Genomic DNA, 17,673 nt, shown 5'->3' with positions numbered 1-17,673 from the left:
ACGCCGCGCTTTCGCCCATAATCGTGTTTTTCGCCGTCGCAGACCCTCCGCGTCCCAATAGGAGCCCCATGGAGCAATTTCGTAATATCGGCATCATCGGTCGCCTGGGCAGTTCTCAGGTGCTGGATACCGTCCGCCGACTGAAACGGTTTCTGCTCGATCGTCACCTGCATGTGATCCTCGAAGACACCATCGCCGAAGTCCTGCCAGGCCATGGCCTGCAAACTTCGTCGCGCAAGATGCTCGGTGAAGTCTGTGACATGGTGATTGTGGTCGGTGGTGACGGCAGCCTGCTGGGCGCCGCCCGTGCCTTGGCCAAGCACAACATTCCGGTGCTTGGTATCAACCGTGGCAGCCTGGGGTTCCTGACCGATATTCGCCCCGATGAGCTGGAAGTCAAAGTCGCCGAAGTGCTCGACGGCCACTATCTGGTGGAAAACCGCTTCCTGCTGCAAGCCGAAGTCCGGCGCCATGCCGAGGCTATCGGCCAGGGCGATGCGCTGAACGATGTGGTGCTGCACCCCGGCAAATCGACGCGGATGATCGAGTTCGAGTTGTACATCGACGGCCAGTTCGTCTGCAGCCAGAAGGCCGACGGCCTGATCGTTGCCACGCCGACCGGTTCGACCGCCTACGCCTTGTCGGCGGGTGGCCCGATCATGCATCCCAAGCTCGACGCTATTGTGATTGTGCCGATGTACCCCCATACCTTGTCAGGTAGACCGATCGTGGTCGATGGCAATAGTGAGCTGAAAATCGTCGTGTCCAAAGATATGCAGATTTACCCGCAAGTCTCCTGTGACGGGCAGAATCACTTCACCTGCGCGCCCGGTGACACCATCACCATCAGCAAGAAAGCGCAGAAGCTGCGGCTGATTCATCCGCTCGACCACAACTACTATGAAGTCTGCCGGACCAAGCTCGGCTGGGGCAGCAAGTTGGGCGGTGGAGGCGACTGATGCTCGATCCCGCGCGTAGCTACGACCTGATTGGTGACGTGCACGGTTGCGCTCTGACCCTTGAGCACTTGCTTGACCGGCTCGGTTACCACAAACAGGCTGGCGTCTGGCGGCATCCGTCGCGCATGGCGGTGTTCCTCGGCGACATCATCGACCGCGGCCCGCGGATTCGCGAGGCGCTGCACATCGTCCGCGACATGGTCGAAGCCGGCCAGGCGCTGTGCATCATGGGCAACCATGAATTCAACGCCCTGGGCTGGAGCACGCCGGCGCCGCCGGGCAGCGGCAAGCAATTCGTGCGTGAACACACGCCGCGCCATGGCCGCCTGCTGCACGAAACCCTGACCCAGTTCGAAGACCATCCCGCGGAATGGCATGACTTCCTGCAATGGTTTTATAAGCTGCCATTGTTCATCGATGCCGGGCGTTTCCGGGTGGTGCATGCCTGCTGGGATGCCGGCCTGATCGAGCCATTGCGCGGATTGTTCCCCGACGGGTGCATCGATGAACATTTCCTCCAGGCCTCCGCGGTGCCGGGCAGTTTTGCCTGCACCGTGTTCGATCGCCTGTTGCGCGGCACCGACATGCGCTTGCCCGACGGGTTGACCATGACCAGCGGCGATGGCCTGACGCGCTCGTTTTTCCGCACCAAGTTCTGGGAAGACGACCCGCAAACCTACGGAGATATCGTGTTCCAGCCCGATGCCTTGCCTGAGCCGGTAGCCCGCAAGCCGCTGTCCTCCACCGAAAAAGACACTTTGCTGCGTTATGGCGTCGATGAGCCGCTGTTATTCGTCGGCCACTACTGGCGCAGCGGTAAACCGGCGCCGATCCGCCCGAACCTGGCGTGCCTGGATTACAGCGCGGTGCTCTACGGCAAACTGGTTGCTTATCGTCTGGATCAGGAAACCCGTCTCGACCCACATAAATTTGTCTGGGTCGATGTCGAACGGCCGGAGGTGTTGCAATGACGGCGGTAGCGGTATTGCGCCTGCCTTTGGCGGTGGATTTGAGCGGGTTCGTCAAACTGCTGCAGCGTATGCAAGTGCCCCACCGGGTCAGCGAAGAGTCGGGTGAACAGGTGCTGTGGGTGCCGGCCGACATCAGCGAAGACGTGCGCTCGTTGTATGAGCGCTTTCCCGCTGGCGACCCTGATCAGCAACTGGATATCCCGATCGCGCAGACACGGCAGCGTCCGGGCCTGGTCGAACAGTTGCGCCACAGCAAGGCCACGGCGTTGGTGCTGTTGCTGAGCCTGATCGTCGCCATGGTGACTTTGCTTGGCGAAAACCTGGAGACGATGCGCTGGCTGACTTTCCTGGAGTTTCGCGTGGTCGGTGACTACATCCATTTCACGCCATTGGCCGATAGCCTGGCAGCGGGGCAGTGGTGGCGTCTGGTGACGCCGATGCTGGTTCACTTTGGCATTCTGCACCTGGCCATGAATGGCATGTGGTACTGGGAGCTGGGGCGGCGCATCGAGTCGCGCCAGGGCAGCATCAACCTGATCGGCCTGACGTTGCTGTTCAGCCTGGTGTCCAACTATATCCAGTTCCTTTTCAGCGGCCCGAGCCTGTTTGGCGGGTTGTCCGGCGTGCTTTACGGTCTGCTCGGGCATTGCTGGATCTTCCAGCTTCTGTCGCCGACCCCGGCTTATCGCCTGCCCCGAGGGGTATTGGTGATGATGCTGGTGTGGTTGCTGGTGTGCCTGTCGGGGCTGATCTCGATGATCGGTTTCGGCCAGATTGCCAACGCGGCCCACGTCAGCGGGTTACTCATCGGATGCTTCACCGGTTTGTTGGGCGGTTTGTACAACCGCCGTAAACTGACTTCTAAATAAGCTATGAATGAAGAGCGCGGAGCCCTTGATGTCCTCTTTTAATGAAATGATCAAAAACATCACCCCGTCTATCTACCAGAGCCTGAAACTGGCGGTGGAAATCGGCAAATGGTCCGACGGTGGCAAACTCACCGCCGAGCAGCGCGAACTGTCCCTGCAAGCGATGATCGCCTGGGAAATCCAGAACCTGCCCGAGGAGGAGCGCACCGGCTACATGGGCCCGCAGGAATGCGAGTCGAAGTCGATCGAAGTGCCAAACATTCTGTTCAAATCGGATGCCATCCATTGATCGAGATTGGTCGCGGTGCAATCAGCAAAATGTCGGCGCGCCTTGACGGGCCGAACGTGCAGTACGCCTTTCGCCTGGGCGACGCCGAGGTACCGGTCAATCCGTTGATCGGCACCACGGTGCGCCTGGAATACCTGGGGGCGATCCACTGCACCCATTGCGGACGCAAGACTAAAACCAGTTTCAGCCAGGGTTATTGCTACCCGTGCATGACCAAACTGGCCCAGTGCGACCTCTGCATCATGAGCCCGGAACGTTGCCACTACGACGCTGGCACCTGCCGCGATCCGGAGTGGGGCGAAAAATTCTGCATGACCGATCATGTGGTGTACCTGGCCAATTCGTCAGGAATCAAAGTCGGCATTACCCGCGCCACGCAGCTGCCGACCCGCTGGCTCGATCAGGGCGCCAGCCAGGCCTTGCCGATCATGCGCGTCGCGACCCGTCAGCAGTCGGGATTCGTCGAAGACCTGTTCCGCAGCCAGGTCGCCGACAAAACCAACTGGCGTGCTTTACTCAAGGGCGATGCGGTATCGGTGGATCTGGCGCAGGTTCGCGATCAGCTGTTTGAAAGTTGTGCGGAAGGTTTGCAAGGTTTGCAGGAACGATTTGGCCTACAGGCAATCCAGACCATTACCGATGTCGAACCGCTCGAGATCCGCTATCCGGTCGAGCAATACCCGGTCAAGATTGTCAGCTTCAACCTGGACAAGAACCCGATTGCCGAAGGCACGCTGCTGGGGATCAAGGGCCAATACCTGATTTTCGACACCGGCGTGATCAATATTCGTAAATACACGGCCTACCAGCTCGCCGTGCATCAGTAAGGATTCCAGCATGCGCACCGAACAACCGAAGATGATCTACCTGAAGGACTATCAGGCGCCCGAGTACCTGATCGACGAGACGCACCTGACCTTCGAGTTGTTCGAGGACCACAGCCTGGTCCATGCGCAACTGGTGATGCGCCGCAATCCTGAACGTGGCCCGGGCTTGCCGCCGCTGGTGCTGGACGGTCAGCAACTCGAGCTGCTGTCGGTGACATTGGCCGACCAGGAGCTTTCTGCGGCGCAGTATCAGTTGACCGAGAATCACCTGACCCTGCACCCGACCAGCACCACCTTCACGGTCGACACCAGCGTCAAAATCCACCCGGAAACCAACACCGCCCTGGAAGGCCTGTACAAATCCGGCACCATGTTCTGCACCCAGTGCGAGGCCGAAGGTTTCCGCAAGATCACCTATTACCTCGACCGCCCGGACGTGATGAGCACCTTCACCACCACGGTGGTTGCCGAGCAGCACAGCTATCCGGTGCTGTTGTCCAACGGCAACCCGATTGCTTCAGGTCCCGGCGAAGACGGCCGGCACTGGGCGACCTGGGAAGATCCGTTCAAGAAACCGGCCTACCTGTTCGCGCTGGTGGCCGGTGACCTGTGGTGCGTCGAAGACACCTTCACCACCATGACCGAGCGCTCCGTGGCGCTGCGCATCTATGTCGAGCCGGAAAACATCGACAAGTGCCAGCACGCCATGAACAGTCTGAAGAAGTCGATGCGCTGGGACGAAGAGGTCTACGGTCGCGAGTACGACCTGGACATCTTCATGATCGTCGCGGTCAACGACTTCAACATGGGCGCCATGGAAAACAAGGGCCTCAACATCTTCAACTCCAGCGCCGTGCTGGCTCGCGCCGAAACCGCTACCGATGCCGCGCACCAACGGGTGGAAGCGATCGTTGCCCACGAATACTTCCACAACTGGTCGGGCAACCGCGTGACCTGCCGCGACTGGTTCCAGTTGTCGCTCAAGGAAGGCTTCACCGTATTCCGCGATTCCGGCTTCTCCGCCGACATGAACTCCGCCACGGTCAAACGCATCCAGGACGTGGCCTATCTGCGCACCCACCAATTCGCCGAAGACGCCGGCCCGATGGCTCACGCCGTGCGCCCGGACAGCTTCATCGAAATTTCCAACTTCTACACCCTGACCGTGTACGAAAAGGGTTCGGAAGTGGTCGGCATGATCCATACCTTGTTAGGCGCTGACGGTTTCCGCAAAGGCAGTGACCTGTACTTCGAACGCCATGACGGCCAGGCCGTGACCTGCGACGATTTCATCAAGGCCATGGAAGACGCCAACGGCGTTGACCTGACCCAATTCAAACGCTGGTACAGCCAGGCCGGCACACCGCGTTTGGCGGTGAGCGAGTCCTACGACGCCGCAGCGAAAACCTATAGCCTGACCTTTCGCCAGAGCTGCCCGGAAACCCCGGACAAGGTGCAGAAACTGCCGTTTGTGATTCCAGTCGAGTTGGGCCTGCTGGACAGCAAGGGTGGCGAAATTGCCCTGCGTCTTTCCGGTGAAGCCAGTGCTCAAGGCACCTCGCGGGTTATTTCGGTGACTGAAGCCGAGCAGACCTTCACCTTCGTCGACATCGCTGAAAAGCCGCTGCCGTCGTTGCTGCGCGGCTTCTCGGCGCCGGTGAAACTGAGCTTCCCGTACGACCGCGATCAGCTGATGTTCCTGATGCAGCACGACAGTGATGGTTTCAACCGCTGGGATGCCGGTCAGCAATTGTCGGTGCAGGTGCTGCAAGAGTTGATCGAACAGCAACAGAAGGGTGAAGCGCTGGTGCTGGATCAGCGTCTGGTTTCAGCGCTGCGTACCGTGCTGTCCGACGACACACTGGACCAGGCCATGGTCGCCGAAATGCTCTCGTTGCCGGGCGAGGCGTACCTGACAGAGATTAGTGAAGTGGCTGACGTAGACGCCATTCACACCGCCCGCGAGTTTGCCCGTAAGCAATTGGCTGAAGGTTTGTTCGAGGCATTGTGGCTGCGTTATCAGGCCAATCGCGATCTCTCGAAGAAAACGCCGTATGTGGCCGAAGCCGAGCATTTCGCCCGCCGTGCGCTGCAAAACATTGCGCTGTCGTACCTGATGCTCAGCGGCAAGCCGGAAGTCTTGGCGGCGACCCTTGAGCAGTTCGACACCAGCGACAACATGACCGAGCGTCTTACTGCATTGGCAGTGTTGGTCAATTCGCCGTTCGAAGAGCAGAAAGCCACGGCGTTGGCGACCTTCGCCGAACACTTCAAGGACAATCCGCTGGTCATGGATCAGTGGTTCAGCGTTCAGGCCGGCAGCACATTGCCGGGCGGTCTGGAGCGGGTCAAAGCCTTGATGCAACATCCGGCGTTCACGATCAAGAATCCGAACAAGGTGCGGGCATTGATCGGCGCGTTTGCCGGGCAGAACCTGATCAACTTCCATGCGGCGGATGGTTCCGGGTACCGCTTCCTGGCGGATCTGGTGATCGAGTTGAACGGCTTTAACCCGCAGATCGCCTCTCGCCAACTGGCGCCGCTGACTCGCTGGCGCAAATACGACGACGCTCGTCAGGCGTTGATGAAAGGTGAGCTGGAGCGGATTCGCGCTTCGGGGCAACTGTCCAGCGATGTGTTTGAAGTGGTCAGCAAAAGCCTGGCCTGACCTTACTCACCTGATCGTTCCCACGCTCCGCGTGGGAATGCATCCCGTGACGCTCCGCGTCACAGCTTCAATAGCGGACGCAGAGCGTCCATGGCGGCATTCCCACGCAGAGCGTGGGAACGATCTTCCTGAGTATCACCCCTCGAAATACCTCCTCATTCACCCACAACCCATATCCCCCCAGTTAACAAAACATAACGTGGCGTCGATTGTCAGACCTTTCCAAACCCCGATAGGATAAGCCAGCTTCCGAAGGAGCTCTGGATTGCGGGTTTCAGGACTATGCTTCTGGAATAGGGCAATCGCGATGAGCACCCCTTACGGCGCCCTGAAGGGTTGAACGACCTAACAATAATAATGTGGGGGAAGGTCTATGAGTGAGCCTGTCATGGGTGTGAGTATTGGCCGCCCGCCGGCGTTACGCAGGTTCGCGTTGCTGGCTACAGCGCTCTCGCTGTTGGGCTGTACGATGCTGTCGGCGCCTGCGCTGGCCGCTGCCGCGTCGGCCTCCGACGTGGTCTATTCCGTTGAATCCGCCAAGGCCAGCAAAGGCCTGATGCTCGATGTCGTACACGCCGGCAAACGCCTGGTGGCGGTCGGCGATCGCGGGCACATTCTGTATTCCGATGACCAGGGCGCGACCTGGACCCAGGCCAAGGTGCCGACCCGGCAATTGCTGACGGCGGTGTTTTTTGTCGATGACAAACACGGTTGGGCTGTCGGCCATGACGCGCAGATCCTCGCCAGCGAAGACGGCGGCATCACCTGGAGCAAACAATTCGAAGACCTGAAACGCGAATCGCCGCTGCTCGACGTCTGGTTCAAGGACGTTAACAGCGGCTTTGCCGTGGGCGCTTACGGTGCCTTGCTGGAAACCACCGATGGCGGTAAGAACTGGGAAGACGTCAGCGATCGCCTCGACAACGAAGACCAGTACCACCTCAACGCCATTGCAGCGGTCAAGGATTCCGGCATTTTCATCGTCGGTGAGCAGGGCAGCATGTTCCGCTCCGCCGATGAAGGGCAGACCTGGGAAAGACTTGAAGGCCCCTATGAAGGCTCGCTGTTCGGTGTGATCGGCACGGCGCAACCGGCCACTCTGCTGGCCTATGGGTTGCGCGGTAATCTCTACCGTTCCACCGATTTCGGCAGCACCTGGGAGCAGGTCGAGCTCAAGGCTGCACGCGGCGCGCTGGAATTCGGCCTGTCTGGCGCCACGTTGCTTGATGATGGCTCCATCGTGATCGTCGGCAACGGGGGCAGCATCATTCGCAGCAGCGACGACGGCGAAACCTTCAGCGTGTTCAACCGCCCGGATCGAATTTCCGTTTCGGCGGTGACTGCGGCAGGCAATGGCAATCTGATTCTGGCAGGACAGGGTGGCGTTCGCGTCACTTCGCCCACCGGCGAGAATGGAAAAAACGGGTCGTCCAAATGAGCCGGGCAAATAATAAGAAGGCGGGTCTATGACATCCTTAAGCACTCCTCATCAGGACAAGGCGACGTTTCTTGAGCGTCTGATTTTCAACAACCGCCCGGCAGTCATCGCCATCTGCCTGCTGGTCAGTGTTTTCCTGTTCTGGCAGGCGACGCTGATCCGGCCGTCCACCAGTTTCGAAAAAATGATCCCGCTCGAGCATCCCTTCATTGAAAAAATGATGGAGCACCGCAACGATCTGGCGAACCTGGGCAACACGGTGCGGATTTCCGTGGAAGCCACCGACGGCGACATCTTCTCCAAGGAGTACATGGAGACCCTGCGTCAGATCAACGACGAGGTGTTCTACATTTCCGGCGTCGACCGTTCCGGCCTCAAGTCGCTGTGGAGCCCGAGCGTGCGCTGGACCGAGGTGACGGAGGAGGGCTTCGCCGGTGGTGAAGTGATTCCCCAGAGCTATAACGGCTCCCAGCAAAGCCTCGACCTGCTGCGCAACAATGTGCTCAAGTCCGGGCAAGTCGGGCGCCTGGTGGCTAACGACTTCAAGTCGAGCATCGTCGACATCCCGCTGCTGGAGTCCTACCCGGACCCGCAGGACCAAGGCAAGTTGCTGGCGCTGGACTACCGCAAGTTCTCTCACGAGCTCGAAGACAAGATCCGCAACAAGTTCGAAGCGCAGAACCCCAACGTGAAGATCCACATTGTCGGGTTCGCCAAGAAAGTCGGCGACCTGATCGATGGGCTGGTCATGGTGGTGATGTTCTTCGGCGTCGCCTTCGTCATTACCCTGATCCTGCTGTACTGGTTCACGAACTGCATGCGCAGCACCGTGGCGGTGTTGAGCACGACACTGGTGGCGGTGGTCTGGCAGTTGGGCCTGATGCACTTCTTCGGCTTCGGGCTTGACCCGTACTCGATGCTGGTGCCGTTTCTGATCTTCGCCATCGGGATTTCCCACGGCGTGCAGAAAATCAACGGTATCGCCTTGCAGTCCAGCGAGGCGGAGAACGCGCTGACTGCGGCACGCCGCACATTCCGTCAGCTGTTTCTGCCGGGGATGATCGCGATCCTCGCGGATGCGGTGGGCTTTATCACGCTGTTGATCATCGATATTGGCGTGATTCGCGAACTGGCCATTGGCGCGTCCATCGGCGTGGCAGTGATCGTGTTCACTAACCTGATTCTGCTGCCGGTGGCGATTTCCTACGTCGGCATCAGCAAACGTGCCGTCGAACGCAGCAAGAAAGACGCGCACCGCGAGCATCCGTTCTGGCGTCTGCTGTCGAATTTCGCCAGCCCCAAAGTCGCACCGATTTCCATTGCCCTGGCGCTGATCGCTTTCGGTGGTGGTCTCTGGTACAGCCAGAACCTGAAAATCGGCGACCTCGACCAGGGCGCGCCGGAGCTGCGTCCGGACTCGCGTTACAACAAGGACAACAGCTTTATCATCAATAACTACTCCACCAGTTCCGATGTGTTGGTGGTGATGGTCAAGACCAAGTCCGAAGGTTGCTCGCGCTATGAAGCCATGGCGCCAATCGACGAGCTGATGTGGAAAATGCAGAACACCGAGGGCGTGCAGTCGGCGATCTCGCTGGTGACCGTGTCCAAGCAGATGATCAAGGGCATGAACGAGGGCAACCTGAAATGGGAAACCCTGTCGCGCAACCCGGACGTGTTGAACAACTCCATCGCCCGTGCCGATGGCTTGTACAACAACAATTGCTCTCTGGCACCGGTGCTGGTGTTCCTCAACGACCACAAGGCCGAAACCCTGGACCGCGCGGTGCATGCGGTGCAGGACTTCGCCAAGGAGAACAACAAGGAAGGCCTGGAATTCATCCTCGCTGCCGGTAATGCCGGGATCGAAGCCGCCACCAACGAGGTGATCAAGCGCTCCGAACTGACGATTCTGGTTCTGGTGTATATCTGTGTCGCGACAATGTGCATGATCACCTTCCGTTCCTGGGCGGCGACCTTGTGCATCGTGCTGCCACTGGTACTGACCTCGGTCCTCGGCAACGCGTTGATGGCGTTCATGGGCATTGGCGTGAAAGTGGCGACCTTGCCGGTGGTGGCGCTCGGGGTGGGGATTGGCGTGGACTACGGGATCTACATCTACAGCCGTCTGGAAAGCTTCCTGCGTGCTGGTCTGCCGCTGCAAGAGGCGTACTACCAGACGCTGAAATCCACCGGTAAGGCCGTGCTGTTCACCGGCCTGTGCCTGGCGATCGGCGTGTGCACCTGGATCTTCTCGGCGATCAAGTTCCAGGCCGACATGGGCCTGATGCTGACCTTCATGCTGCTGTGGAACATGTTCGGCGCATTGTGGCTGCTGCCAGCGCTGGCACGGTTCCTGATCAAACCGGAGAAACTGGCGGGGCAGAAGGGCAATTCGCTGTTCGCTCACTGACCGGTCGCTGAAACTAAGAAGCCGCAACCAGGGTTGCGGCTTTTTTGTATCTCAAATTCGACACAGATCCCCTGTGGGAGCGGGCTTGCTCGCGAATGCGGTTGTACATTCAGCATTGATGTTGACTGACACTCCGTCTTCGCGAGCAAGCCCGCTCCCACATTGGTTCAGTGTGGTTATGAGGGATCGGTTCCTAGCACCACATTCAACGCACTGCGCGCATCATCCAACTGCACCAGCGTCGCATGCCGTGCGCCCAGCGCATCACGATTCTCGATAGCGGTCAGGATCGCCTTGTGCCGTGGCAACGCCAGTTCATGCAGATTCGGTCGTTGGTTGGAGTGCTTCAACGCTTCGGCAATCGCCACCGACAACATGTTGCACAGGTTCGCCAGCAAGTCGTTATGAGTCGCATCGGCGATTCGGCTGTGGAAATCCAGATCCGGTTGCAGCAAGGCTTCCGGGGTCGGCGCCGCTTCCATGCGTTGGTAGGCTTCACCGATGGAAGCAATGTCATCATCAGTGGCGAACTGCGCAGCCAACGCGGCGGCGGCTGGTTCGATGATGCTGCGCACGCTGGTCAGCAGATCAAAGAATTCATTTTGCGGGCTGCTTTGCATCAGCCAGTGCAGCACGTCCGGGTCGAGCATGTGCCATTCCTTGCGCTGCTTGACCACCGTGCCGACCCGCGGACGGGAATACACCAGGCCCTTGGCGACCAGCACCCGGGTGGCTTCGCGCAGCACCGGCCGGCTGACGGCATACTCCTCGCACAACAGGGCTTCGGCGGGCAGTTTGTCGTCCGGCTTGAACCGTCCCGAGACGATCTGCATGCCCAGTTCCTGGACGATGCGCGAATGCATGCTTTTGCGGTCGGAGGGTTTACGGTAATCCATGGGGAACGGCGCGATCCTGAACGATGGGGTGCCGCGCATGATAGCAGGCACGGCGCAATCTTGAGGCAGGGATGATGATCGTTCCCACGCAGAGCGTGGGAATGCCTCAAGGGACGCTCCGCGTCCCCGCGCGGGAAGTGACGCGGAGCGTCACGGGCTGCATTCCCACGCAGAGCGTGGGAACGATCGGTGGGGGGGTTAGTGAGAGTGGCGCGGCACTTCGGCCCCTCGGCAACCGACGAGGAAGTCGAAGTCGCAACCCTGATCCGCCTGCAGCACATGGTCGATGTACAGCTGGCGATAACCGCCCACGATCAACTGCTGTGGCGGTTGCAGATCGGCCATCCGCGCTGCCAATTCGGCGTCGGGAATGTCCAGGTGCAAACGCCCGTTGGCGCAATCGAGCTCGATCCAGTCGCCTTCCTTCACCGCCGCCAAAGGCCCGCCGGCTGCGGCTTCCGGTGCCACATGCAAGACCACCGTGCCGTACGCCGTGCCGCTCATGCGTGCATCGGAAATGCGCACCATGTCGGTCACACCTTGAGCCAGCAGTTTGGCCGGCAACCCCATGTTGCCGACTTCGGCCATGCCCGGATAACCCTTCGGCCCGCAGTTTTTCATCACCAGAATCGAGTCGGCAGCCACGTCCAGTTCCGGATCGTTGATCCGCGCCTTGTACATGTCGAAGTTCTCGAACACCACCGCACGGCCACGGTGTTGCATCAGCTCGGCACTCGCGGCTGAGGGCTTGAGCACCGCACCAAGTGGCGCCAGATTGCCGCGCAACACACAGATGCCGCCGTCGGCGCGGATCGGGTTGTCGAGGGTGCGAATCACTTCGTCCTGACCGTAGATCGGTGCGTCCTTGGTGTTCTCGCCGATGGTTTTGCCATTGACGGTGAGGGCATTCGGGTTCGGAATCAGGTTGGCTTCGCCGAGGCGACGCAGCACCGCGGGCAAACCGCCGGCGTAGTAGAACTCTTCCATCAGGAAGCGCCCGGAGGGTTGCAGATCGACGATGGTCGGCATGCCGCGACCGATGCGTGTCCAGTCATCCAGGTCCAGTTCGACACCGATGCGCCCGGCGATGGCTTTCAAGTGGATCACCGCGTTGGTCGAACCGCCAATGGCGGCGTTCACCCGGATGGCGTTTTCGAAGGCTTCCTTGGTGAGGATTTTCGACAGTTTCAAATCTTCGCGCACCATCTCTACCGCGCGCATGCCGGACATATGCGCCAACACATAACGGCGCGCATCGACCGCCGGAATCGCCGCGTTGTGGGGCAGGGAAGTGCCGAGTGCTTCGGCCATGCAAGCCATGGTCGAGGCCGTGCCCATGGTGTTGCAGGTACCGGCCGAGCGTGACATGCCGCCCTCGGCCGCGAGGAAATCATCGATGGTGATGGTGCCAGCCTTGACCTGTTCGCTGAGCTGCCAGACCACTGTGCCCGAGCCGATGTCCTGGCCCTTGTGTTTGCCGTTAAGCATCGGCCCGCCGGTGACGACGATGGCCGGCACGTCGCAACTGGCGGCGCCCATTAGTAGCGCCGGGGTGGTTTTGTCGCAGCCGGTGAGCAGCACCACGCCATCGATCGGGTTACCGCGAATCGCTTCCTCGACGTCCATGCTCGCCAGGTTGCGGGTGAGCATGGCGGTGGGGCGCAGGTTCGATTCGCCGTTGGAGAACACTGGGAATTCCACTGGAAAGCCGCCGGCTTCGATCACCCCGCGCTTGACGTGCTCGGCAATCTGCCGGAAATGCGCGTTGCACGGGGTCAGTTCCGACCAGGTATTGCAGATGCCGATGATCGGCTTGCCTTGGAACTGATGGTCGGCGATGCCCTGATTCTTCATCCAGCTGCGGTACATGAAGCCGTTCTTGTCGGCGGTGCCAAACCATTGGGCGGAGCGCAGGGTGGGTTTCTTATCAGACATGATCGGTTCTCTTATTGTATGACTATATTGTTCGAGCTACGGCGTAACATAAGCACAAATTCCACTGTTTGGAAGTGTTGTTGGTTAAATAGTATTACTATATAGTCGCTTTCAACAGAGGGATGGCCCTGGCGGTTTTCCGCGAGAGGCGTCTCCCGAGGTTCTATAACAACAACAATCGGAGACCGAACTCATGAGCCAGGAACTGCGGCTTATTCGTCGCATCACGCTGAAACTGATTCCCTTCCTGATCCTGCTGTACCTGATCGCCTATGTGGATCGCTCCGCGGTAGGTTTCGCCAAGCTGCACATGGGCGCCGACATCGGCCTGGGTGATGCGGCTTACGGCCTGGGTGCCGGGCTGTTCTTCATTGGCTATTTCCTGCTGGAAATCCCCAGCAACCTGATGCTCGACCGCTTCGGCGCAAGGCGCTGGTTCGCGCGGATCATGGTCACCTGGGGCGCCATCACCATCGGCATGGCGTTCGTCCAGGGACCGAACAGCTTCTATGTAATGCGCTTTCTGCTCGGCGCGGCCGAAGCCGGGTTCTTCCCGGGTGTTCTGTACTACATCACCCAATGGTTCCCGGTGCGCCATCGCGGCAAGATCCTCGGGCTGTTCATCCTTTCCCAACCCATTGCGATGATGATCACCGGCCCGGTGTCCGGTGGCTTGCTGGGTATGGACGGGATTCTTGGGTTGCACGGTTGGCAGTGGCTGTTCATCGTCATTGGCGCGCCAGCGATCCTGCTGACCTGGCCGGTGCTGCGTTACCTGCCGGACGGCCCGCAACAAGTGAAGTGGATGGACCCGTCTGAGAAAGACTGGCTGACCGGCGAGCTGAAAAAGGACCTGGAAGAATACGGCCAGACTCGCCACGGCAATCCGCTGCATGCACTGAAGGACAAACGCGTGTTGCTGCTGGCGCTGTTCTATTTGCCGGTGACCCTGAGCATCTATGGTCTCGGTTTGTGGTTGCCGACGTTGATCAAGCAGTTTGGTGGCACTGATCTGGTGACCGGTTTCGTGTCATCGGTGCCGTATATCTTCGGGATCATCGGTTTGCTGATCATCCCGCGCAGTTCCGATCGCTTGAATGATCGCTACGGTCATCTGGCGGTGTTGTATGTGTTGGGCGCCATCGGTCTGTTTCTCAGCGCCTGGCTGACGGTGCCGGTGCTGCAATTGGCGGCGTTGTGCCTGGTGGCGTTCGCGCTGTTTTCCTGCACTGCGGTGTTCTGGACCTTGCCAGGTCGTTTCTTTGCCGGCGCCAGCGCGGCAGCGGGGATCGCGTTGATCAACTCGGTGGGCAACCTTGGTGGCTACATCGGTCCGTTCGTGATTGGTGCGCTGAAGGAATACACCGGCAATCTGGCGTCAGGGTTGTACTTCCTGTCCTGCGTGATGGTGTTCGGCCTGGTGCTGACGGGTGTGGTTTATCGGCTGCTGGAGCGTAAGCACGTGCTGCCGGCCGACCAGTTCGCCGCTAGTGCTCGGGGGGCGACCCGCACCTGAGGTCAACACAATTCAAATGTGGGAGCGGCGGTGCGACGATTCGACTTGCTCGCGAAGGCGTCGTGTCAGTCACCGGTGATGTTGAATGTGATGGCCTCTTCGCGAGCAAGCCCGCTCCCACATGGGTCCTGCGGTGTTTTGAAGAATTGTTTTACAGGAGAAAATCATGCGTTTAGTTCAGTTCGAATTGAGTAACGGCGAGCGCCGCGTCGGCGTGGTCGAGGATGGCCTGGTGCGCGAGGTGCAGGCTGCGCGCACGGTGCGGGATCTGGCGCTGGCGGCGATCGAAGCGGGGGTCAATCTTGAGCAACAGGTTCAAACCCTGGGGCTGGGCATCAGCCATGACTATTCAGCGCTGCTGGCCAATCTGCAAATCCTGCCGCCGCTGGATCACCCGGACCCGGCGCACATGCTGGTCAGTGGCACCGGCCTGACCCATCTGGGCAGCGCTTCGGCCCGGGACAAAATGCATCAGAAGGTCGGCGATGAAACCGCCATGACCGACACGATGCGCATCTTCAAGTGGGGCGTGGAGGGCGGTAAACCGGCGACCGGCCAGGCCGGCGTGCAACCGGAGTGGTTCTACAAGGGCGACGGCAGCATCGTCGTGCGACCGGGCCTACCGTTCCCGCTGCCGCCCTTCGCTGAAGATGCCGGCGAAGAGCCCGAGCTCAGCGGCCTCTATGTGATCGGCCACGACGGCAAACCGTATCGCCTCGGTTTCGCGGTAGGTAACGAATTCTCCGACCATGTGATGGAACGCAAGAATTACCTCTACCTGGCCCATTCGAAATTGCGCAGTTGCAGTTATGGCCCGGAGCTTCGGGTCGGCGAATTGCCCCTGCATCTGGCCGGCATCAGCCGGATCCTGCGTGACGGTGAAGTGTTATGGCAGAACGAGTTCCTCAGTGGCGAAGCGAACATGTGCCACAGCCTGGAAAACCTCGAGTATCACCATTTCAAATACAGCCAGTTCCTGCGCCCCGGCGACGTGCACATTCACTTCTTCGGTACCGCGACTCTGTCTTTCGCTGATGGCATCCGCACCCGACCGGGTGATGTGTTCGAGATCAGCCAGGCCGAGTTCGGTGCGCCCTTGATCAACGGCATAGAGCCCGTTGAAGCGGCATTTGAACCCGGCACCGTCGGCACACTTTAAGGAGACACCCATGACCCGGATTCTTGGTCACAACTACATTGGCGGTCAGCGTAGCGCTATCGGCACCGTCAAACTCCAGAGCGTCGACGCCAACACTGGCGAGGCTTTGCCCCACGATTTCTATCAGGCCACCCCTGAAGAAGTCGACGCCGCCGCGAAGGCTGCCGCCGTTGCTTACCCGGCTTATCGTAGTATGAGCGCTGAACGACGCGCGCAGTTCCTCGATGCGATTGCCGATGAACTGGATGCCCTGGGCGATGACTTTGTCGCCGTGGTCTGCCGCGAAACCGCGTTGCCGACCGGCCGTATTCAAGGTGAGCGTGGACGCACCAGCGGTCAGATGCGTCTGTTCGCCAAGGTCCTGCGGCGCGGTGATTTCTATGGGGCGCGGATTGATCGGGCATTGCCTGAGCGCAAGCCTTTGCCGCGTCCGGATCTGCGTCAGTACCGCATCGGCCTCGGGCCGGTCGCGGTGTTTGGCGCGAGTAACTTTCCGCTGGCGTTTTCCACGGCGGGCGGCGACACCGCTTCGGCATTGGCCGCCGGTTGCCCGGTGGTGTTCAAGGCCCACAGTGGCCACATGGCAACCGCCGAGTGGGTGGCCGACGCCGTGATCCGCGCCGCCGAGAAAACCGCCATGCCTGCCGGTGTGTTCAACATGATCTACGGCGGCAGGGTGGGTGAAGCGCTGGTCAAGCACCCGGCGATTCAGGCGGTCGGTTTTACCGGCTCACTGAAGGGGGGGCGTGCGCTGTGCGATATGGCCGCGGCACGTGCGCAGCCGATTCCGGTATTTGCCGAGATGTCGAGCATCAACCCGGTGATCGTGTTGCCTCAAGCGCTGCACGTTCGTGCTGAAAGCATCGCCCGTGACCTCACGGCTTCGGTGGTCCAGGGTTGTGGGCAGTTCTGTACTAATCCGGGATTGGTGATCGGCATTCGTTCGCCGCAGTTCAGTGCGTTCGTGCAGCAGGTGGCGGGGCTGATAGGCGATCAGCCGGCGCAAACCATGCTCAATGCCGGCACGTTGAGCAGCTATGGTAAAGGTCTGCAGAAGCTGTTGGCACATCCCGGCATCGAGCATCTGGCCGGTAATCCGCAGCAGAGCAATCAGGCGCAGCCGCAGCTGTTCAAAGCGGATGTCAGCCTGTTGATCGAGGGCGATGAAGTGCTTCAGGAGGAAGTGTTCGGTCCGACTACGGTGATTGTCGACGTGGCGGATCAAGCACAACTCGTTGAGGCATTGGACGGTCTGCACGGGCAACTCACCGCGACGATTATTGGCGAGTCGGCGGACTTCGAGCATTTTGGAGAGCTGACGGCATTGCTGGAGCAGAAGGTCGGACGGATCCTGCTCAACGGTTATCCAACCGGCGTGGAAGTCTGCGATGCAATGGTCCATGGCGGGCCGTATCCGGCGACATCCGATGCGCGCGGCACCTCGGTGGGCACCCTGGCCATCGACCGTTTCATGCGCCCGGTATGCTTCCAGAACTACCCCGACAGCTTGCTGCCGGAAGCGCTGAAGAATGGCAATCCGCTGCGCATCCAGCGCCTGGTCGATGGCAAGCCATCACGTGATGCGCTCTAGCCGCCCACAACTGATCGGCTCGGTCCCCTGTAACTGATCGTTCCCACGCTCTGCGTGGGAATGCCTCAACGGACGCTCTGCGTTCGGCTGTTGATGTGACGCGGAGCGTCACGGGCTGCGTTCCCACGCGGAGCGTGGGAAC

Annotated in this window: 13 protein-coding genes; 11 read left to right on the top strand and 2 right to left on the bottom strand. The window is 60.0% G+C overall.

The genetic code is table 11. From position 1 onward, the window contains the following. Positions 1 to 68 precede the first annotated feature (68 nt). The 8 genes from MEB48_RS22410 (at position 69) to MEB48_RS22375 (ending at position 10,434) form a co-directional block, all read left to right on the top strand. Positions 69 to 959 carry an NAD(+) kinase gene (locus tag MEB48_RS22410; protein ID WP_030130396.1) on the top strand — a complete coding sequence of 297 codons (891 nt, stop codon included), beginning with the start codon at positions 69 to 71 and terminating at the stop codon, positions 957 to 959. Continuing rightward, positions 956 to 1,930: a metallophosphoesterase gene (locus MEB48_RS22405; protein WP_442969117.1), complete on the top strand. Its 975-nt coding sequence runs from the start codon at positions 956 to 958 to the stop codon at positions 1,928 to 1,930. Before MEB48_RS22410 ends, MEB48_RS22405 begins: the two co-directional genes overlap by 4 nt. Next, positions 1,927 to 2,799, top strand: coding sequence for a rhomboid family intramembrane serine protease (locus MEB48_RS22400; protein ID WP_237886070.1), 873 nt, complete (start codon positions 1,927 to 1,929; stop codon positions 2,797 to 2,799). The genes MEB48_RS22405 and MEB48_RS22400 overlap by 4 nt, the downstream gene beginning before the upstream one ends. 28 nt (positions 2,800 to 2,827) lie before the next feature. Further along, the gene (locus tag MEB48_RS22395; protein ID WP_237886069.1) at positions 2,828 to 3,088 is read left to right on the top strand and encodes a YeaC family protein; all 261 of its coding nucleotides are present in this window, start codon (positions 2,828 to 2,830) and stop codon (positions 3,086 to 3,088) included. Then, positions 3,085 to 3,915: a DUF2797 domain-containing protein gene (locus MEB48_RS22390; RefSeq protein WP_237886068.1), complete on the top strand. Its 831-nt coding sequence runs from the start codon at positions 3,085 to 3,087 to the stop codon at positions 3,913 to 3,915. The genes MEB48_RS22395 and MEB48_RS22390 overlap by 4 nt, the downstream gene beginning before the upstream one ends. A gap of 10 nt (positions 3,916 to 3,925) precedes the next feature. After that, positions 3,926 to 6,583, top strand: coding sequence for an aminopeptidase N (pepN, locus tag MEB48_RS22385; RefSeq protein ID WP_237886067.1), 2,658 nt, complete (start codon positions 3,926 to 3,928; stop codon positions 6,581 to 6,583). A gap of 373 nt (positions 6,584 to 6,956) precedes the next feature. Then, positions 6,957 to 8,021: a WD40/YVTN/BNR-like repeat-containing protein gene (locus tag MEB48_RS22380; RefSeq protein ID WP_237886066.1), complete on the top strand. Its 1,065-nt coding sequence runs from the start codon at positions 6,957 to 6,959 to the stop codon at positions 8,019 to 8,021. A gap of 28 nt (positions 8,022 to 8,049) precedes the next feature. Then, positions 8,050 to 10,434, top strand: coding sequence for an efflux RND transporter permease subunit (locus MEB48_RS22375; RefSeq protein WP_095053806.1), 2,385 nt, complete (start codon positions 8,050 to 8,052; stop codon positions 10,432 to 10,434). Positions 10,435 to 10,610: 176 nt separating this feature from the next. Here the strand turns inward: MEB48_RS22375 and MEB48_RS22365 are convergent, their stop codons facing one another. Next, positions 10,611 to 11,330: a FadR/GntR family transcriptional regulator gene (locus tag MEB48_RS22365; protein ID WP_237886090.1), complete on the bottom strand. Its 720-nt coding sequence runs from the start codon at positions 11,328 to 11,330 to the stop codon at positions 10,611 to 10,613. Between the two features lie 198 nt (positions 11,331 to 11,528). Next, the gene (locus tag MEB48_RS22360; protein WP_237886065.1) at positions 11,529 to 13,265 is read right to left on the bottom strand and encodes an IlvD/Edd family dehydratase; all 1,737 of its coding nucleotides are present in this window, start codon (positions 13,263 to 13,265) and stop codon (positions 11,529 to 11,531) included. Positions 13,266 to 13,458: 193 nt separating this feature from the next. Between MEB48_RS22360 and MEB48_RS22355 the strand changes: the two genes are divergently transcribed. From MEB48_RS22355 to MEB48_RS22345, 3 genes are all read left to right on the top strand, one after another. Further along, positions 13,459 to 14,781: an MFS transporter gene (locus tag MEB48_RS22355; protein WP_237886064.1), complete on the top strand. Its 1,323-nt coding sequence runs from the start codon at positions 13,459 to 13,461 to the stop codon at positions 14,779 to 14,781. 166 nt (positions 14,782 to 14,947) lie between these two features. Beyond that, a complete protein-coding gene (gene araD1, locus MEB48_RS22350) occupies positions 14,948 to 15,940 on the top strand; it encodes an AraD1 family protein (RefSeq protein WP_237886063.1) in 993 nt (330 codons plus the stop codon). A 10-nt stretch (positions 15,941 to 15,950) separates the two neighbouring features. Continuing rightward, positions 15,951 to 17,531 carry an aldehyde dehydrogenase (NADP(+)) gene (locus tag MEB48_RS22345; RefSeq protein ID WP_237886062.1) on the top strand — a complete coding sequence of 527 codons (1,581 nt, stop codon included), beginning with the start codon at positions 15,951 to 15,953 and terminating at the stop codon, positions 17,529 to 17,531. Positions 17,532 to 17,673 lie beyond the last annotated feature (142 nt).

This window comes from Pseudomonas sp. PGPR40, from assembly GCF_022014505.1.
GTDB lineage: Bacteria > Pseudomonadota > Gammaproteobacteria > Pseudomonadales > Pseudomonadaceae > Aquipseudomonas.
Note: the sequence above shows the minus strand (reverse complement) of the source record. Positions and strands in the feature narration are given on the sequence as shown.